The 19,001-nt window shown below is 34.5% G+C and carries 14 protein-coding genes; 13 read left to right on the plus strand and 1 reads right to left on the minus strand.

The window, feature by feature from the left end; genetic code table 11:
* Positions 1–502 precede the first annotated feature (502 nt).
* From ACWJKE_RS18105 to ACWJKE_RS18165, 13 genes are all read left to right on the plus strand, one after another.
* Positions 503–1,714: a DUF3798 domain-containing protein gene (locus ACWJKE_RS18105; RefSeq protein WP_258280642.1), complete on the plus strand. Its 1,212-nt coding sequence runs from the start codon at positions 503–505 to the stop codon at positions 1,712–1,714.
* Between the two features lie 163 nt (positions 1,715–1,877).
* Positions 1,878–3,503 carry a sugar ABC transporter ATP-binding protein gene (locus ACWJKE_RS18110; protein ID WP_220286678.1) on the plus strand — a complete coding sequence of 542 codons (1,626 nt, stop codon included), beginning with the start codon at positions 1,878–1,880 and terminating at the stop codon, positions 3,501–3,503.
* Positions 3,491–4,525: an ABC transporter permease subunit gene (locus ACWJKE_RS18115; protein ID WP_216301617.1), complete on the plus strand. Its 1,035-nt coding sequence runs from the start codon at positions 3,491–3,493 to the stop codon at positions 4,523–4,525. The genes ACWJKE_RS18110 and ACWJKE_RS18115 overlap by 13 nt, the downstream gene beginning before the upstream one ends.
* Positions 4,526–4,528: 3 nt before the next feature.
* Positions 4,529–5,638, plus strand: coding sequence for an ABC transporter permease subunit (locus tag ACWJKE_RS18120; RefSeq protein WP_216301618.1), 1,110 nt, complete (start codon positions 4,529–4,531; stop codon positions 5,636–5,638).
* Between the two features lie 638 nt (positions 5,639–6,276).
* Positions 6,277–7,671: a sigma-54 interaction domain-containing protein gene (locus ACWJKE_RS18125; RefSeq protein WP_462959065.1), complete on the plus strand. Its 1,395-nt coding sequence runs from the start codon at positions 6,277–6,279 to the stop codon at positions 7,669–7,671.
* A 260-nt stretch (positions 7,672–7,931) separates the two neighbouring features.
* Positions 7,932–8,222 (plus strand): 2-amino-4-oxopentanoate thiolase subunit OrtA, encoded by a 291-nt coding sequence (gene ortA / locus ACWJKE_RS18130; protein ID WP_165413163.1) that lies wholly within the window; start codon positions 7,932–7,934, stop codon positions 8,220–8,222.
* A gap of 28 nt (positions 8,223–8,250) precedes the next feature.
* Complete coding sequence (ortB, locus tag ACWJKE_RS18135) at positions 8,251–9,663, plus strand: 2-amino-4-oxopentanoate thiolase subunit OrtB (protein WP_216301620.1); 1,413 nt, start codon at positions 8,251–8,253, stop codon at positions 9,661–9,663.
* Between the two features lie 45 nt (positions 9,664–9,708).
* Positions 9,709–10,074, plus strand: a complete 366-nt coding sequence (locus tag ACWJKE_RS18140) for an ornithine aminomutase subunit alpha (RefSeq protein ID WP_165413165.1) — start codon at positions 9,709–9,711, stop codon at positions 10,072–10,074.
* A complete protein-coding gene (gene oraE, locus ACWJKE_RS18145; protein WP_216301621.1) occupies positions 10,074–12,281 on the plus strand; it encodes a D-ornithine 4,5-aminomutase subunit OraE in 2,208 nt (735 codons plus the stop codon). The genes ACWJKE_RS18140 and oraE overlap by 1 nt, the downstream gene beginning before the upstream one ends.
* Before the next feature lie 15 nt (positions 12,282–12,296).
* The gene (locus ACWJKE_RS18150) at positions 12,297–13,670 is read left to right on the plus strand and encodes a GlmL-related ornithine degradation protein (RefSeq protein ID WP_462953674.1); all 1,374 of its coding nucleotides are present in this window, start codon (positions 12,297–12,299) and stop codon (positions 13,668–13,670) included.
* A 16-nt stretch (positions 13,671–13,686) separates the two neighbouring features.
* Positions 13,687–14,757: an ornithine racemase Orr gene (gene orr, locus ACWJKE_RS18155; protein ID WP_462959066.1), complete on the plus strand. Its 1,071-nt coding sequence runs from the start codon at positions 13,687–13,689 to the stop codon at positions 14,755–14,757.
* Positions 14,758–14,813: 56 nt separating this feature from the next.
* A complete protein-coding gene (gene ord, locus ACWJKE_RS18160; RefSeq protein ID WP_165413169.1) occupies positions 14,814–15,860 on the plus strand; it encodes a 2,4-diaminopentanoate dehydrogenase in 1,047 nt (348 codons plus the stop codon).
* Between the two features lie 26 nt (positions 15,861–15,886).
* Positions 15,887–17,308, plus strand: coding sequence for an amino acid permease (locus tag ACWJKE_RS18165; RefSeq protein WP_462959067.1), 1,422 nt, complete (start codon positions 15,887–15,889; stop codon positions 17,306–17,308).
* A 171-nt stretch (positions 17,309–17,479) separates the two neighbouring features.
* On the opposite strand, the gene lysA is transcribed toward ACWJKE_RS18165, so the two are convergent.
* Positions 17,480–18,775 (minus strand): diaminopimelate decarboxylase, encoded by a 1,296-nt coding sequence (lysA, locus tag ACWJKE_RS18170; RefSeq protein WP_216301625.1) that lies wholly within the window; start codon positions 18,773–18,775, stop codon positions 17,480–17,482.
* Between the last annotated feature and the right edge of the window lie 226 nt (positions 18,776–19,001).

A 19,001-nucleotide genomic window follows, 5' to 3' on the forward strand; every position in this document is an offset into this window, starting at 1 on the left:
TTAAGTTTCGAACTTATTTGAAAATTAAAATGTATGGGATGTCTATTTATACTTAAAATAATCTGCAATAGTAGGCAGCTCTTAGGGTAAACATTTATCAACTTGGTGACTTTACTAATAGTCTTGTAAAAGCCAAGGTAGGTGATAAGGCATACATTGATGGTAGTTTTGGTAGCTGTCTTTTGTGTCACTTGAGATCCTCACAACATTGTTCTTAGATTAATTTTGAAAGATTTTCAATTTAGCAAGTGATTTTAAGAAAAATCAGCACTTCTGTTTAATAACAGAGGTGCTGATTTCTTTATTGAAAAGGAATTAATTGCATAAAGTTAGAATTTTATGGTCATTATAGGGTCGATTAACAGAAGCGTTTAATAATCCAAGAAAAGTAAATAGTTAAATAATATGGGTTTAGACTTGCGCATATTGGGAGCTATTATACTTAGGATTTTTGTATTATAAATGAGAATTACTCTGAAAAATGAAAAAAGGGGGACTTATAATGTTAAAAAGATCATTAGCAATTGGTTTAAGTTTAGTTCTAACATTAGGTGTGGTAGGGTGCGCAAAAAAAACACCTGCTGGAGATGAGGCGAAAAAGATGCACATTGGTATTGTTACGGGTACTGTATCACAAGGTGAGGATGAGTTGCGTGGTGCCGAAGCAATGATTAAAAAGTATGGCGATGCTGCTTCCGGCGGAATGATAAAGCATGTTACTTATCCAGATAATTTTACGCAAGAACTAGAAACTACTATTGGAACAATTACTGGTCTTGCAGATGATGCAGACATGAAAGTAATAGTAGTAAATCAAGCAGTTCCAGGTACTGTTGCAGCATTTAAGCAGATTCGTGAAAAAAGACCTGATATATTATTGTTAGCTAATTCTTCTCAAGAAGATAGTGCTATGATTGAAGAAGCTGCGGATTTAGTTGTGGATCCTGATAACGTAAGCCGTGGATACCTTATGATACTCGCTGCGAAAAAGATGGGCGCAAAAACTTTCGTGCACATTTCTTTCCCTAGACATATGAGTATAGAACTTCTTTCACTCAGAAAAAATATTATGGAACAAGCTTGTAAAGACTTAGGAATTAAATTCGTATTTGAAACAGCTCCAGACCCTACCAGTGACGTTGGAGTTCCAGGAGCACAACAATTTATTCTTGAAAAAATGCCTGCATGGGTTGAAAAATATGGAGAAGATACAGCATTTTTCTGCACAAATGATGCTCAAACAGAGCCACTTCTAAAACGTGTTGCAGAACTGGGGGCGATATTTGTTGAACCAGATCTTCCTTCACCAGTAATGGGGTATCCGGGTGCATTCGGTATTGATTTAAAAGAAGAAGCTGGAGATTGGCCTGCTATCCTTAAAAAAGTTGAAGAAACTGTAGTTGCTAAAGGTGGTTCTGAAAGAATGGGTACATGGGCATTTTCTTATGGATACACAGCTAGTGAAGGTTTAGTAGAATATGGCAAGAACGTGGTAGAAGGCACAATGCAAAAGGGCAATCTTTCTGATGTAATAAAGGCATTTGGTGCATATACACCAGGCGCTGAGTGGAATGGTTCACTGTATACAGATAGAGTTAGTGGAAACGAGATTTCTAACCACGTAATGATTTATCAAGACACTTATGTATTTGGAAAAGGATACCTAGGTAACAGTAAAGAAGTTGTACCAGCACAATATAAGCTTACAAAATAAGCTAAAAAATATTGAACATTTAGGAAGCGGTCTATATAGACTATTCTCAGTGTATTATTATTATTATTATTATTATTATTATTATAACCAAATAAGTGTGAATTGCTTTGCTTGCATATGTGTGCAAAGTAATTTTCCTTATGTTGGGATAGAGGTGAATTTATTGTCTACAGAAAATGTACTACTTAAGGTAGAAGGCGTTGGCAAAGAATATGACGGAAACAGAGTGCTTAAAGATATAAGTTTCACACTTGAAAAAGGAAAGATATTGGGACTTGTCGGAGAGAATGGAGCGGGCAAATCTACATTGATGAATATCTTATTTGGTATGAAGGTGATTTCTGAAACTGGCGGTTATGAAGGTTCTGTTTATTTAAATGGAGAAAAAATCAAATTCAAGAGCCCTGTGGATGCTTTAAAAGCAGGAATAGGAATGGTACACCAAGAATTTTCACTAATTCCTGGATTTACGGTAGGAGAGAATGTACTTCTTAACATGGAAAAGACCAAGAAAAGCTTGATTTCAAAGGTCCTAGGTAAACGTATGGAAACTATAGACTTACCAGAAATTCGAAAGAGCGCTCAAAAGGCCATAGATACATTAGGGGTTCGGCTGGATACAGAAACACTGGTATCTGAAATGCCAGTTGGGCATAAGCAATTTATAGAAATAGCACGTGAAATTAACAGAAGTGGGGTTAAACTTATTGTTTTGGATGAGCCAACTGCAGTACTTACAGAATCTGAAGCTGAGGTTCTATTGAAATCTATGAGGCTTCTTGCAGATATTGGTATTTCCATTGTGTTTATATCTCACAGACTTCATGAAATAACAGCCATTTGCGATACTATTGTTGTACTCAGGGATGGGTTAGTTGTTGTAGAGACACCAGCAGAGAATGTGGATGTAAGACAAATTGCGGAATGGATGGTAGGTAGAGATGTTGATGCAGAAGCTAAATATATAAGGCCAGTAGTAAAAATTGACGAAAAGGATATAATTTTCGAAACTCGAAATCTCTGGGTGGACATGCCTGGTGAAACAATTAAAAATGTTTCATTAAAGGTTCGTAGAGGTGAAATTTTAGGTATTGGTGGTCTTGCAGGGCAAGGTAAGCTTGGAATTCCTAATGGAATTATGGGACTTTTTATGTCAGGCGGGGAGATTTTCTTTGAGGATAAACCACTCCGTTTAAACAATACATTAAATGCGCTACAAAGTGGCATAGCATTTGTATCTGAGGACCGTAGAGGTGTTGGATTACTTTTAGATGAACCTATTGACTGGAATATTGCTTTTAATGCCATGCAAGTACAAAACAAATTTCTTAAAAGTTATTTAGGTGGGGCGATTAAGTGGCGTGATGAGAAAGCTATGAAAGCATGTGCGCTGGAATACATAAAGTCACTAGAAATTCGGTGCACTAGCCAGCGTCAGCCAGTGCGTAATCTCTCAGGTGGAAATCAACAAAAAGTTTGCCTTGCAAAGGCATTTGCTATGAAGCCAAAGTTACTTTTTGTCTCTGAGCCTACCCGCGGTATAGATGTTGGAGCAAAAAAATTGGTTTTAGATGCATTAAGAAAATATAACGAAGAAAACAACACAACTATAGTTATAATATCCTCAGAACTGGAAGAACTTAAATCTATTAGTGATAGGATAGCTATTGTTTGTGAAGGGAAAATATTTGGTATTCTGCCACCAGATGCTCCTGTAGTTGATTTTGGGTTATTAATGGCGGGAGAATTTAAGATAAACGAAGAGGGTGAAAAAACATGGCTCAGATAAATAAATTCATCAAAAACTTTGGATGGGCTCGCATCATCATTGCCATGTTCCTTTTAGCATTATTTATTGTCGCTCCTATTTTCGGGGTAAAGGTTGATGCATCTTTAAATGATGTTATTGTGCGTTTTGGTATGAGTGGTATTATGGTACTTTCTATGGTGCCTATGATTCAATCAGGATGTGGCCTGAACTTTGGTGTTCCAGTAGGCCTTATATCAGGAATGATGGGGGCCGTGGTGAGCCTAGAGCTTAATCTTACAGGTATGGCAGGAATCGGAGTAGCCTTTCTAGTAGGACTTGCTATGGCCGCAGTTTTGGGTTTTCTTTATGGATTGCTTCTAAATCGAGTTAAAGGCGATGAAATGATTATAGCCACATATGTGGGTTTCTCGTTCGTCTTTTTAATGAATATATTATGGCTCAAACTTCCCTTTAAAAATCCAGCAAGTGTTATGGGGTTCAAAGGTGAGGGGCTTAGGGTCACAATTAGTCTTGAAGAGTACTGGATACATGTACTTAGTGATATCTTAAAAATTCCTGTTTCAAAATATCTAATTATCCCTACAGGAATGATTTTATTTTTTATTCTTATGTGTTTGATAGTTTGGGGATTTTTTAAAACAAAGATTGGTACAGCTATTACAGCGGTGGGCTCTAATCCGGATTATGCAAGGGCGTCAGGAATTAATATTAATAAAATGAGAGTAGTATCAGTAATGCTGTCAACAATGCTAGCGGCAGTTGGTATGATTGTTTTTCAGCAAAGCTTTGGTTTTGTTCAAATGTTCAACTCTCCCTTAGCATTTGTATTTCCATCGGTGGCAGCTGTTCTACTTGGAGGCGCCTGCGTTAATAAAGCAACAATTGCCAATGTAGTTATTGGAACATTTTTGTTTCAAGGTATTTTGACAATGACGCCGTCAGTGATAAACAGCGCCATAAATATTGATATGTCTGAAATCATCCGAATAATAGTTTCTAACGGATTGATTGTATATGCACTGACGCGGAAAGGGAGGTAGGTCATGAAATTTGATAAGAAAAAAATAGGCCCATTACTTACGGGCAGTGTTGTGCCGTTAATGTTTTTAATCATCAGCATAATAGCAATACCGCTTTCACAGTATTCTGGAAGTTATTTGGTGGATCAGATTATAACGAGGCTCGCAAGAAACTCTTTCCTAGTATTATCACTGCTGCTTCCTATTATGGCGGGAATGGGTATCAACTTTGGGATGATTTTAGGTGCTATGGCAGGCCAAATTGGATTGATATTTATCACTGACTGGGGTATTACAGGAGCTCCTGGACTACTACTTGCGGCAATTGTTGCAGCTCCTATAGCTATAGGCCTGGGATATTTTTGTGGCCTTGTACTAAATAGGGCTAAAGGACGTGAGATGATTACTTCCATGGTTCTAGGTCTTTTTATCGCAGGTATCTATCAATTTTTCCTTTTATACCTGTGCGGATCTATAATACCATTTAAGACTAGTTCAATGCTCCTTTCTAAAGGATATGGTGTACGTAATGCTTTGAACTTGAATGTAGCTAAAGGATTTGACACCCTAATTTTAATAAAAATAGGTAATATAAGTATTCCAGTTGGAACCTTTTTGATTATAGGTTTGATTTGTGTCTTCACTGTTTGGTTTAAAAAAACAAAAATGGGTCAGGATATGAGAGCTGTAGGACTTGACATGAATGTAGCTGATACTGCGGGAATTGATGTTGATAAGACACGTATTCAGTCCATCGTAATTTCAACAGTTCTTGCTTGCTTTGGACAAATAATTTATTTGCAAAATATAGGGACTATGAATACCTATAATGGAGCGGATCAAGCAGCCCTTTTTGCAGCTGCGTCACTTTTAGTTGGTGGTGCAACGGTTACTAAAGCTTCTATCCCAAATGCCATTGTTGGTACTGCGCTATTTCATTTAATGTTTATAGTCATGCCAATGGCAGGTAAATATATTACTGGATCGGCCATGATTGGGGAATACTTCCGTATGTTTATATCCTATGGAGTTGTTACCATAGCGCTAGTTCTCCACGCTTGGAAACGTCAAAAGGATAAAGAGATGGAGCGTCACAGTTTTCAGCTGGACATGGAAAAACAGTCTGGTAAATAATTAATATGTTAAAAATATATTAGTGTAAACAATATGAAAGACATAAGCCCTAGATTTAGGAGTACACTTCTAAATCAGGGGCTTATTTTTAATCTGGGGGTAATTAAATATCATACTAGAAGATTACCTGTGTTAAGGAAAGTTTAATTCGCATTTTGACCTAAAAAAGAATTGATAATATGCTACAAGGTCTTAAAATTATAAGTGTCTAATAAGTTGGATTTCCTGTCTTAGAAGACTAAATATCTGTCGTTATCCCATATATTCCAACCAAATTCAGATAATAATTCTGAATCAGTCACTGCGAATGCTTTTGTTAACTTTGTTAAAACTCCAATATAATCTGAAAAGATCAATCATGGCTTTAGCTAATTTTAAATGTAAAATTCTCAATACAATTTTTGTATGATATAATGAAAATAATAATAAATAGATTTAATGTAAAAAATATGGTAACTATAAAAAATATTATAAAATTAAATACTTGATTTATCCATGGGTGTAAACTTTTTTCATAATTAGAAAGTAGATGAACTTTAATTGTCTACTATTAACATGCTATACATCAGATATAGAAAGGAAGTGAGTATTTAGTGGGTTTGTGTACCTTTTATACAAGATCTCACTAAAGATAAAGTATGGATAGTAAATTTCTAAACGCAGACAAGGTATTAGAATGTCTATTAGAAAATTTGGAGGAAGGAATTCAAGTAATAAATTGTGAGGGTAAAACTATATATTATAATAGTGCCATGGGAAAAGTAGAAGGTGTAGATAGTAAAGAAGTAATAGGGAAAAAGGTTAATGAGTATCTAGTGGATGTAAAAGATGATGAATCTACACTTATGAGCGTATTAAAGACCGGTAAAAAAATTGTGGATTTAATACAACATTATGGTAATGGATATAAGAAAAAAGTCACTACTATAAATACTACTGTGCCAGTAACATTAAATAATAAAGTTGTAGCAGTGATTGAAATAGCTAAAGACATGACTCAGCTAAAAGAACTAACTGAAAACGTTTGTAAACTGCAAAATTTAAATAAAAAAATTCATAGACATTTTACTTTTAGTGATATATATGGTGACAATCCTGCTATGAAAAGTGTTATAGAAAGAGCTAAAAAAGCTAGCATGTCAAGTTCATCTGTACTATTATATGGAGAAACTGGATCAGGAAAAGAAGTTTTTTCTCAAAGTATTCATTATGATGGATTAAGAAAAGATAAGCCTTTTATACCTATAAATTGTGCAGCTATTCCTGCCCTATTACTAGAGGGAATGCTTTTTGGTACAGAAAAAGGAGGGTTTACAGGGGCAGAGAATAAAAAGGGATTATTTGAAGAGGCAAATCATGGAACTCTTTTATTAGATGAGGTTAATTCTTTAGAACCGTATCTTCAATCTAAACTTTTAAGAGTACTTCAAGATGGTTATATAAGGCCTGTGGGAAGTACCAAAAGCATATATATTGACGTTAGAATAATAGCTACGTTAAATGAGGAACCAGAGAAACTTATTGAGAGTGGTAAATTGAGGAAAGATTTTTATTATAGGGTAGGTGTAATGAGAATAAATATACCCCCATTAAGAGAAAGAAAAGAGGATATTACTATATTCGTAGACAAAATAATCGAAAAATATAATAAAATTCTATGTAAGAATATAAGGGGTATCGATGAAGATATGATGAGAAAACTCCAAGAATATAATTGGCCGGGAAATATTCGTGAATTAACAAATGTTATTGAAGCTGCAATGAATATGGCGGACAATAATTCGACTTTAACAGAAAACTATTTTGATTCTATAATAACATATGAAAAATGTGGAAATGTTCATGACATTACATCAAATACATATGAGAGCTTTGATTTAGAAAGTTATATGAGTAATATTGAAAAAAACTTAATAAAAAAAATGTTGAAAAAAAATAATTATAATGTTAGTAAGACTGCTAGAGACCTTAATATTTCAAGACAAAATCTTCAATATAAAATAAAGATACATAAAATAACAGAAAAATATTAAAATAGCAAAATTTTTTGCTATGCATGCAAAATAATTTGCACATATAGCTAATCCCAAGAAACACTGAGGTTACCTAAAATTACTAGTCTTAATTCTCAATTATAAAAAAAGATGCAGAATATTTTGCGAATTCAAAACACATGTATTTGAGCGATGGCTTAAAAGCATGTGTTTTTTACTTGGCATGGTAATTGCTGTATATTAAAGTGAGTATATCAATAAAGTGCTTTAATAAATATTAAATTTGGGAGGTATAAATTATGATAAAAAAAGGCATCTGGGTTGAAGTAGAAGAAATCGTTTTAATGCCAGAAGACAGAGCTTTAAATATACCAGATGAGACAAAGAAAACTCCTCTTAAATGTTGGATAAGAGGGAAGTGCCTTAGTGATTGTGAATTAGGAGATGAAGTGCAAGTTGAAACTAATGTAGGCAGAATTGCTAAAGGTAAAGTTGTTGAAATAGAGCCAGGATATTACCACACCTATGGTAAGTATGTTGAAGAAATAAGTAATATAGGAAGACAAGCTAGGGAAATAATAGCACAGTAGGTGATAATTTAAGAGGAGGTTATAAAGTATGAATAAATATGATGAGCTTATGGCCCGAAAGAATGAAATAATTCTTAAATCTATAGGAATAGATTATAGTAAATACGAAACTGGTAAGCTTTCATTTGATTATGAAGCTTTGATGAGAGATGTTGAATACTCATTTGCAGAAGTTAAAGAAATTCAAAATGATGTAGGGGTAGGAAATACTCCACTTCTTGAACTAAGAAATATAACAAAATTAGCAAGAAAGGTTTCTAAGACTGGACGTGCGGCTAGAATATTTGTAAAGGATGAAAGCTGCAACCCATCCGGAAGTTTTAAAGATAGAAGAGCATGCATATCTGTATTTGATGCAATGAAGAGAGGGTACAAAGGCGTAGGGGCAGCTACGTCAGGTAATTATGGAGCAGCGGTTGCATCTCAAGCAAATATTAGAGGCCTTAAATGTATAATAGCAAATGAATGTTATGATTCAAGAAAAATAGGACAACCAGAAATATTAGAAAAAGGAAGAAAGTGTGAGGGGTTTGGATCAGAAGTTGTTAGACTTTCCGTAGGTCCTGAATTATTTTATACTTATCTAAAGATACTTGAAGATACAGGTTATTACAATGCTTCATTATATTCCTCGTACGGTGTAGCAGGAATTGAAACTTTAGGATATGAAATAGCTGAGCAGTGTAGAGAAAAATTAGGAAAAGATCCTGATGCAGTTATTATAACTCATGCAGGTGGTGGAAATGTTACTGGTACTGCAAGAGGACTTATTAGGGCAGGTGCAGTGGAAACAAAGATAATAGGGGCATCGGTTGACCTTTCTGGATTGCATATGGCATCTGATATAGACTTTAACAAGAAATCGTTTACCACAGGCCATACAGGATTTGGAATTCCATTTATGACTTATCCAGATAGATCAGATGTACCTAGGAGCGCGGCTAGACCATTAAGGTATTTAGATAGATATGTAACAACTACTCAAGGTGAAGTATTTTGGATGACTGAAATATTAGCTCAGCTTGAAGGCTTAGAAAGAGGTCCAGCAGGAAATGTATCCCTAGTAGCAGCTTTTGCAATTGCTCAGGAATACGATGATGATGCCGTAATCGTTGTCCAAGAAACTGAATATACGGGAGCTGGAAAACATTTATTGCCTCAGCTTAATTTTGCTAAAGAAAATGGGATTAAAGTTTATGTGGGTAATCCTAGCCAGCAAGTACCTGGCGAGAATATAGTAATTCCGTCTCATCCATCAATAGTAACAGTCACAGATATAGACATGGAAGGGTTGAAGAATTCCTACATGAAAAATGTTATTAAGAAATTGATTGAGAATAGAGTGCAGCAGGTTGATATTGAGTTTTTGTCTTTAGAAACAAAAATGTCTAAAGAAGAAATAGTAGAAATATTAAAACAGCATAATGTAGAAATGTCATAATCTTGCAAAACATAATCTTGAAATATGTTAGGGGGAGTTTAATTTATGAAAAGAGAAGATGATTTTGAAAAAAGAAGAGAACATTTGAAAGGTTTGACTAATGATCAGTTATATGAAAGATTTTGGAGCCTTACTAATCAAGTTGTAAAACCAATGGTGGATTTAGCGTATACGCATACATCACCAGCTATTGAACGTTCTGTAGTACTTAGAATGGGATTTTCTAGTATGCAAGCTCAGCCTATAATTTCTTATGCAGCAAAATGGAATTTGATTGGAAAAGGTATAGGAAATGTAATTTTAACTTATGCAAAGCTTAAAAATATGGACTATCTTAAAGCAGGAGCAGAACTCTCTAAAGGAATAGGGTGGGATATTGTATCTGAAAAAATGAAGGGAAGTGAGAACTAATGCAAGAAAAATTACAAGAAAATGAAAAGCTTAATGTAGAAGAAATATTAAAAGACTTAGATAAGTATGAACCAAAATGGAGAGGATGGCACTGGAGAGAAGAAAATGAAACTGGAAAGGTTGGAGAATTCACATATCATGAAATATCAGCACCTTTAAAGAAGAGTCAACCTCTTCCAGCAGCAAGAAGCTTTGAAAATATAGATCCGCAACCAAGAGCAGTTATTACGACAGAAATTGCTTCAGGAAGATTTGAAGATGATATAAGAAGAATGAGAATGGCAGCATGGCATGGTGCGGATCATTTAATGGTTATAAGGACAATGGGTCAAAGTCACTTTGATGGATTATTAGAAGGAAGCCCAGAAGGGTTTGGGGGGGTACCAATAACTAGAAAAGAAATTAGAGCAACAAGAAAAGCTATAGATTTAATAGAAGAAGAAGTAGGAAGAAAAATTAATTTCCATTCCTATGTATCGGGCGTTGCCGGTCCTGATGTAGCGGTTATGTTCGCAGAAGAAGGCGTTAATGGAGCTCATCAAGATCCACAATACAATGTACTTTATAGAAATATTAATATGGTTAGATCTTTCGTTGATGCTGCAGTTGCAAAGGGTATAATGGCTCATGCAGGAATGCTTCAAATAGATGGTGCACATAATGCAAACGCAACAGCTATGAAGGGATATAAGGTAATGCCAGAACTTATGGTACAACATGCTATAAATTCTTGTTTTTCAGAACTCGTTGGAATGAAACCAGAAAACATTTCTTTATCAACTGTACCCCCAACATCTGCACCAGCTCCTTGTATGAGATATGATCTGCCTTATGCAGTAGCACTTCGTGAGTTTTTCAAAAGATACAAAATGAGAGCTCAAATGAATACTAAGTATATAGAGTCTTGTGAAAGAGAAGCTACAGTTGGACATACTTTGAATCTTTTAATATCAGAACTAACATCAGCAGACATTCAAAGTACAATAACTCCAGATGAAGGACGTAATGTTCCTTGGCATTATAATAATATTCATGCTATAAACACAGCTAAACAGGCATTTATAGGTATGGATGGATTAATGGACATGATAGAGCTTAAGAAAACAGGATATTTACCAGAAAAGGCAAGAGAAATTCAAGAAAGAGCTATTTTGTTCTTTGAGGAAATACTTGAAGTTGGTGGATACTTTAAAGCTGTTGATTCAGGATTCTTTATTGATTCTGGTCAATATCCAGAAAGAAATGATGATGGTATTGCAAGAAAGATTGCGGGCGGAGATGCTGTCGGAACAATTGTAAAAAGAGAATCAGATTATTTTGCACCAGTTTGTGGCCATTTTGGATACAATAATGTTCCAAAAGAATATAAAAGACCTTGCGATGCAATAGATGAATGTACATTATGTAACCATTCCAAAATTCAATATATCGATGAATTGGATGATAATGACAATGTATTTAAGAGAATGGAAGAAGTTAAAGAAGATGGTACTGTAATTCCAGAAGTCCAATGGGCTAAAGACGGGTATGTAAAAATCACTTTATGTATCCCGGAAAATGAACAAATTAGTGAAGCAGCAGCACTTGAAATGGGCACGCGAATGAATTTGAAAAATGTAGAAATTATTCATAAACAAGTGTTACAAAAAGCTGAGGGAACTCTTGTGGAAATAAAAGGCGTATGTGATTTTACACCTGTAAAACGTGATGAGTTAGTTCTTCCAAAGAGAAGAAAGTCACTAACAGATCAACAAATGAAAGATTATGTAAAAGGACATCCACTTAAGGTTGTTGCAGCCACAGTAGGTGAAGATGAACACTCTGTTGGAGTTCGCGAAGTTATTGATATTAAACATGGCGGAGTTGAAAGATTTGGTATAGAAGCAATTTTCCTTGGAACTTCATGTCCAATAGAAAAACTAGTAGATGCAGCTATAGAGTCAAAAGCTCAAGCTATATTGTGTAGTACAATAATTAGCCATAACGATGTTCATACAAAGAACATGAAAAAACTTAGTGATCTTTGCATCGAAAAAGGAGTAAGAGATAAGATTATACTTGTTTCCGGTGGTACACAAGTAACTGATGAAATAGCTAAAGCAAACGGTATGGATGTTGGATTTGGACGTGGATCAAATGGTACAGCTGTTGCATCCTTCATAATCAAAAGGTTAATGGGTTTGCCTGATAATGAAGAAGAAGAATAAAAGGAGCGATTGCTTGTGAAGGTAAATTATCTTGTTGCTGAAATAGGTAGCACCACTACCCTGGTTACTGCTTTTAATGTATACTATGATGATAAGGGACAGGTTATTGTAGATATACCTTTTCAAGGTAATAGCTGTACAACAGTAATAGATGGTGATGTAACTATAGGATTAAAAAATGCTGTTAAAGATATTGAAAATCAAATTGGAGAATCAATTACATGGAAAAAGATGTTAGCGACGTCTAGTGCTGCAGGGGGACTTAGAATAACTGTTCACGGACTTATGCAGCAAATGACTGTTAAGGCTGCTAGAGAAGCAGCTCTTGGTGCTGGTGGTATCATAAAAATGGTTACTGCTGGGAAGATGCGAAAAAGTGATCTAAAGAGAATACATGATATAAATCCTAATATGATAATGATTGCTGGAGGCACTGACTATGGTGAAAGGGAAACCTCTCTTTATAATGCAGAAATTATAAGCCAAGAAAAATATAACAAACCCATTGTATATTGTGGAAATATTGAAAATAGGGAAGAAATAAAAGAGATATTTGAAGGGCAAGAACTTTATTTAATTGACAACGTTTATCCAAGTATAGATGAGTTAAATGTGGAGCCTGCAAGGAAAATAATACAAGAAGCCTTTGAGAAGAATATTGTAAAAGCACCTGGAATGAATAAAATAAAAGAAATGGTGAATGGAAGCATAATGCCAACTCCAGGAGCAGTTATGGAGAGCTCAAAACTTTTATATGATATGATAGGGGACTTAGTAGTTTTTGATGTAGGAGGGGCTACCACGGATGTGCACTCTGTTACAGAAGGAAGTAGAATAGTTTTAGATATGCTAATAAATCCTGAACCAAAGGCTAAAAGAACTGTAGAAGGAGACCTTGGAGTTTTTATTAACAGCAAAAATGTAATAGATTTACTTGACGTTAGGGATTTAGGTGAATATACTAAGGAATATATAAAGTTACACATAAAACCTATACCGGAAGATATGGATGATATAAATGCAAGCAGCCTGCTAGCGAAGAAAGCTATATCCGTTGCAATAGATAGGCATGTAGGATTTATAAAAAGAAAATATGATGGTGAAAGTGGTTTTGTGGCTTATGGTAAGGATTTATCTGAGGTTAAATATATAATAGGTACCGGAGGGGCGCTTACAAGGCTTCCGAGTGGAGAAGCTTTGCTACTAGAAATAAGACACTTAAAAGACGAAGTTACAATGCTACCTAAAAAAGGTGCTAAAGTGCTTCTAGATAAAAACTATATTATGGCTTGTGCAGGGGTTTTAAGTAGAGAAAATAAAGAAGTGGCAATAGCGTTATTAACTCAAAGTTTAGGTATAACAAAGGATATGGGAATTAACGACATTTGAAAAGGGGAGTATCTATATGAAAAAAAATTATCCTTGTGTGGAAGTGAACTTGAAAAAATTAACACACAATGTAAAAACAATCCTAGCAATGTGTAATAAAAAGCATATAGATGTTACATCCGTAACTAAAGTATTTTGTGCACAAAATCCTATTGTAGAAGCTATACTACGAGCTGGGGTGACTGAGGTTGCTGATTCTAGAATCTTAAATCTAAAAAAACTAAAGGATTTAAATTGTAAAAAGATGATGCTTAGAATTCCAATGATAAGCGAAGTCTATGAAGTTGTGAAGTATAGCGATTGCAGCTTAAATTCAGAGATCGACACAATTAGGAAGCTAGGAGCAGCTGCAAAAGATTTAAATAAGATGCACAACGTTATACTAATGGTAGATTTAGGGGATTTAAGAGAAGGAGTATTGATTGACGACGTAGCTTCCATTGTGAGTAAAATAGTAAAATTAGATAATATTAATTTAATTGGACTTGGAACCAATGTTACTTGTTATGGTGGGGTAATTCCTGACACAGAAAACTTAGGTAAGCTTATAAAGTTAAAATTAGATATAGAAAAAAACTTTAGTTTAAGGTTACCTATAATTTCAGGGGGGAATTCTAGTAGTTTATATATGGTTATTAATGATACTATGCCAGAAGAAATAAATCAGCTTAGAATTGGAGAAGCAATAGTTCTTGGTAGGGAGACTTCTTTTGGACTCGCAGTACCTAATTGCTATGAAGATGCCTTTATACTCAGTGGGGAGGTAGTTGAAATAAAGAGTAAACCAACAGTACCAACAGGCACTATAGGAATGGATGCTTTTGGTAATAAACCTCACTTTGAAGATAAAGGAATAAGAAAAAGGGCTATTATAGCAATTGGAAGACAAGATATAAGAGTTGAAGGGTTAATTCCTTTGGACACAGATATAAGCATTTTTGGTGCAAGTAGCGACCATTTAATTTTAGATGTAACTGATAGTAAAAAAGAACTAACAGTTGGCGATATAGTAGATTTTAAAATAGATTATGGATGTTTGCTTGCAGCAATGACCTCTCCATATGTGGAGAAGTATTACAATAATTAATTAAGACGCAGTTTAACATATAGAGTAAAATATAAAATTATGAGGGGGAAAATATTATGAGAAATAAAATAAAAGTTGTAGTTTGGGGATTAGGTTCAATGGGAAGCGGTATTGCTAGAATGGTATTAAGCAAAAAAGGATTTACTATCGTAGGGGCTATTGACATGGATCCGAGTAAGGTTGGCAAAAAACTTTATGAAGTGTTAGGTGTTCCAGCAAATGAAGATAATTCATGTATAGTTACAAAAAATGCTGGAGATGTTATAAAGAAGGGTTTTGCAGAGGTTTGCCTTATGGCTACAGCTTCATTTACAAAAGTTGTATTTCCATTAATAAAAATGGCAGCAGTTGCTGGCATGGATATTGTAACAACAGCTGAGGAAATGTCCTATCCAAGAGCTTTAGACCCAGAATTATCAGATGAAATGGATAGAATTGCTAAAGAAAATAAGGTTTCAATATTAGGAACTGGAGTAAATCCTGGATTTATAATGGATTTAGTTGCAATAATGCTTACAGGAGTTTCTGACACAGTTGATAGCATAAAGGCTACTAGAGTTAATGACTTAGCTTGCTTTGGCAGGGCAGTTATGGTTGAGCAAGGTATTGGCTTAAAACCAGAAGCATTTATACAGGGTGTTAAAGACAATACAGTAGATGGGCACGTAGGATTTTTACAATCATTTGGTATGTTTGAAGAAGCATTTAATATTAAGTTCAATAATATTAGACAAGAAAAATCACCAATTGTTACAACTGTGCCACGTAAAACAGATATTATCTCAGTAAATGCTGGAGAGGTTGCTGGATGTAGCCAATTGGGATATGCAAATTTAGGAGATAAAGTATTTGCTACAATGGAACATCCTCAGCAGATAAGACCAGAACTTGAGAATGTTGATACTGGAGATTATATTACAATTAACGGAGTTCCAAACTTGAACCTTCAAATAAAACCAGAAATACCAGGAGGAATCGCTACAATAGCTATATGTGTTAATATGATTCCACTAGTAATGAATGCAGAACCAGGACTCAAAACAATGCTCGATTTACCAGTTCCAAGAGCAATACTATCAGACGTTAGAAATTTACTAAAGTAAAAAGATATTAGAGGAGGTTTTTTATATTGGAAGAAAATAATAAAAAATTAGGACTAGGGTTACTTGTTGCTTTAGGCATAGGTACTATGATTGCATCAGGTATTTTTAATAGCCCTACAGATTTAATAACAACAACAAATCCAATGGTAGTCCTAATTTCATGGGGTATTGGAGTTTTTGGGGTAGTAATGCTAGGATTAGTATTTTACTTGCTTTCAAATAAAAAACCTGAATTACACGGGGGAATTTATTCCTATGCTAAAGATGGATATGGTGATTTTATAGGTTTTAATTCAGCTTGGGGTTACTTTACAAGTTCATTCCTTGGCAATGTTGCATTTATTGTTTTAATTTTCAAGACTATAAATAGCTTAATTGGAGAAGGATACACAATGCCTCGTGTTTTAGCATTTTTACTTGCATCTATTGTTTTGTGGTCATACTATTTTGTAATAAAAAGAGGAATTAGACAAGCTGGTATACTCAATTTGGTAGTTACAATTGGCAAAGTTATACCACTAATTCTAGTAATTGTATTTGGCCTTTCAGCTTTTAAACTAGGTACATTTAATGTTGAAAATTGGAAGACAGTTTTAGCAGTCAGTGGAGACACCGTTAGTATAGGGAAACAGATAAGTGGCGCAATGGGAACAATTTTATGGTGCTTCGTAGGTGTTGAAGGCTTAGTAGTTTTGTCTCAAAGGGCAGAATCTCATATAGTGGTTGGAAAAGCAACAATAATCTCACTTGTTATAACAGCGATACTTTATGTATCAATATCTATATTGTCAATGGGTATTTTGCCAGCTAAGGCTTTAGTTGCAGCACAAACTCCATTAGCAGCTGTTTTAGCACAGACTGCATTGGGAAGTGCAGGGGCTATTATAGTTAAAGTGGGAATTTTAATTTCTGTTATGGGTGCTTTACTTTGCTGGCTTTTGATAACCACAGAAATTTTATATGTTCCAGCAGAACAGGATGGGTTAATGCCTAAATGGTTTAAAAAGAACAATGATAAAAATGTGCCTATAAATGCTCTTTTATTTGGAATGGTAGCAACACAAATAGGGTTGCTAGCTATGCTATCACCAGGTTTGCAAAAAGCTTATTTTGTTGTGACACATATGTGTACAACTAATATATTAATACCATACTTATTATCTTCTATGTATGCATTTAAGGTATATAATAAAGAAAGTGGACATCTTAAGGAAAAAATTATAGCAGTAATTGCAGGTGTATATTCAATTTATGTTATATATGCAGTGGGAATTGGATATTTAGGTTTAGCAGTTGTAATTTATGCATTAGGGTTAGGTTTTTATTTGAAAGCAAAAAAAGAAAAAAAAGAAGCTATTACTCAGGAAGAAAAGTTGTCCATGATAGTTATGGTTATAGTGGCGATTGTTATGATAATAGCAGCAGCTATGGGTAAAATTTCTGTTTAACGACATTTCAGGAGATGATTTAACGCAGAGTCTTTGTAATCATTATTACAAAGGAAATAAAAGGCAGTCCTACGGGATATGCCTTTTATTTTTATTATGGGGGGATTAAGCTTTGATTACTGATTTTTGGAAATGATATATCAAAATAAATAACAAATATTTTTTTCTTTTTTAGTCTAAATCATTCCTTACGATATCCTCATAGGTTTCCCTTTTAACAACTAACCTTGAATTACCAGCCTTTAGCATTACCACTGCTGGTCTCGGTAATCTATTGTAATTACTGGACATCGAGTAGTTATATGCTCCTGTAGTAAGCATTGCAAGTATATCACCTGTTTCCATTTTAGGAAGCTTTATATCGTGGATCAGCATATCACCCGATTCACAGCATCTTCCTGCAATAGTTACAAGGTCTTCATTTTCTTTATCAGCCTTGTTCGCAACAATAGCTTCGTTTTCAGCTTGATATAGGGCAGGTCTTGGATTATCTGCCATACCACCATCTACACTAACATATTTTCTTATTCCCTCAATTTCTTTTATAGCTCCTATTGTATAAAGGGTTATACCGTTTTCTCCGACTAACCATCTTCCTGGTTCAATGAGAACTCTAGGAGTTTCTAATGAATATTTCTTGCAATCTCCATATATATTACCCATTATTACTTCTATAAACTCACTCATTTCAAGAGGTTTATCGCCATTAGAATAGTAGATTCCAAAGCCACCGCCCATATTTAGCTCTTCTGTTTTAAGGCCTAAGTTGTTCTTTAAATCAAGCATAAATTTTGTCATTATATGAACAGCTTCTTTATAAACATCCTTGTTAAACATTTGTGAACCTATATGACAATGTATACCGCTATATTTTATGTTTTCACATTTGCTTACCATTTCTATAGCCTCAAAAGCAACATTACCCTGTATAGGGAAGCCAAACTTTGAATCTAACTGTCCAGTAGAAATGTATTCATGTGTGTGACCTGAAATGCCAGGGGATATTCTTAAAATAGCCCTTACTACAACACCTTTCTTTTGGGCTATTTTTTGTAAAAGTTTCACTTCGTGAAAGCTATCGATAACAAAGCAGCCAACATTATTATCTATACCAAGTTCAATCTCTTCTTGCGATTTATTGTTGCCATGAAAATATACTTTTTCCATTGGAAAGCCAGATTTACATGCGGTATATAATTCGCCGCCTGATACAACATCTATGCCAAGACCTTCTTCTTTTATTATTTTGCACATGGCAATGTTGCTGAAAGCTTTGCTGGCATATAAAGCAAGCGTATTGGGGTATTTATCCATAAAATGCTCGCGCACCTGTTTACAACTCTGTCTTATTCCGTCTTCACTCATAACATAAAGAGGCGTCTTGAATTCTCCTGCCAATTTTACCGTATCGCATCCAAAAAACTCTAGATGTCCTTTTTCATTTACATTTATATAATTTCTTTTCATGAAAACACCTCCTGGTTGATTTTGTGAAATTACTTTATTATCGATTTAAAGTGTTATTGTATTTATAAATTAGCAATTATCATGCCAATACAGGAAAGTTATATAAATCAAAGATTTAGTTTGTTAATGCGTCCAAAATATTGGAAAAAAATCTGTTCTAAATTTTTGTGAACTCCGAAAAGTGTTATTTTCAGAATGAGTCCAATATTTTGGACTGATTCCACAG

Source organism: Clostridium sp. CM036 (genome assembly GCF_055081135.1).

Coding starts and splice junctions, on each gene's coding strand:
- ACWJKE_RS18105 (WP_258280642.1), top strand. CDS start 503: ATGTTAAAAAGATCATTAGCAATTGGTTTAAGTTTAGTTCTAACATTA.
- ACWJKE_RS18115 (WP_216301617.1), top strand. CDS start 3,491: ATGGCTCAGATAAATAAATTCATCAAAAACTTTGGATGGGCTCGCATC.
- ACWJKE_RS18120 (WP_216301618.1), top strand. CDS start 4,529: ATGAAATTTGATAAGAAAAAAATAGGCCCATTACTTACGGGCAGTGTT.
- ACWJKE_RS18125 (WP_462959065.1), top strand. CDS start 6,277: ATGGATAGTAAATTTCTAAACGCAGACAAGGTATTAGAATGTCTATTA.
- ortA (WP_165413163.1), top strand. CDS start 7,932: ATGATAAAAAAAGGCATCTGGGTTGAAGTAGAAGAAATCGTTTTAATG.
- ortB (WP_216301620.1), top strand. CDS start 8,251: ATGAATAAATATGATGAGCTTATGGCCCGAAAGAATGAAATAATTCTT.
- ACWJKE_RS18140 (WP_165413165.1), top strand. CDS start 9,709: ATGAAAAGAGAAGATGATTTTGAAAAAAGAAGAGAACATTTGAAAGGT.
- oraE (WP_216301621.1), top strand. CDS start 10,074: ATGCAAGAAAAATTACAAGAAAATGAAAAGCTTAATGTAGAAGAAATA.
- orr (WP_462959066.1), top strand. CDS start 13,687: ATGAAAAAAAATTATCCTTGTGTGGAAGTGAACTTGAAAAAATTAACA.
- ord (WP_165413169.1), top strand. CDS start 14,814: ATGAGAAATAAAATAAAAGTTGTAGTTTGGGGATTAGGTTCAATGGGA.
- lysA (WP_216301625.1), bottom strand. CDS start 18,775: ATGAAAAGAAATTATATAAATGTAAATGAAAAAGGACATCTAGAGTTT.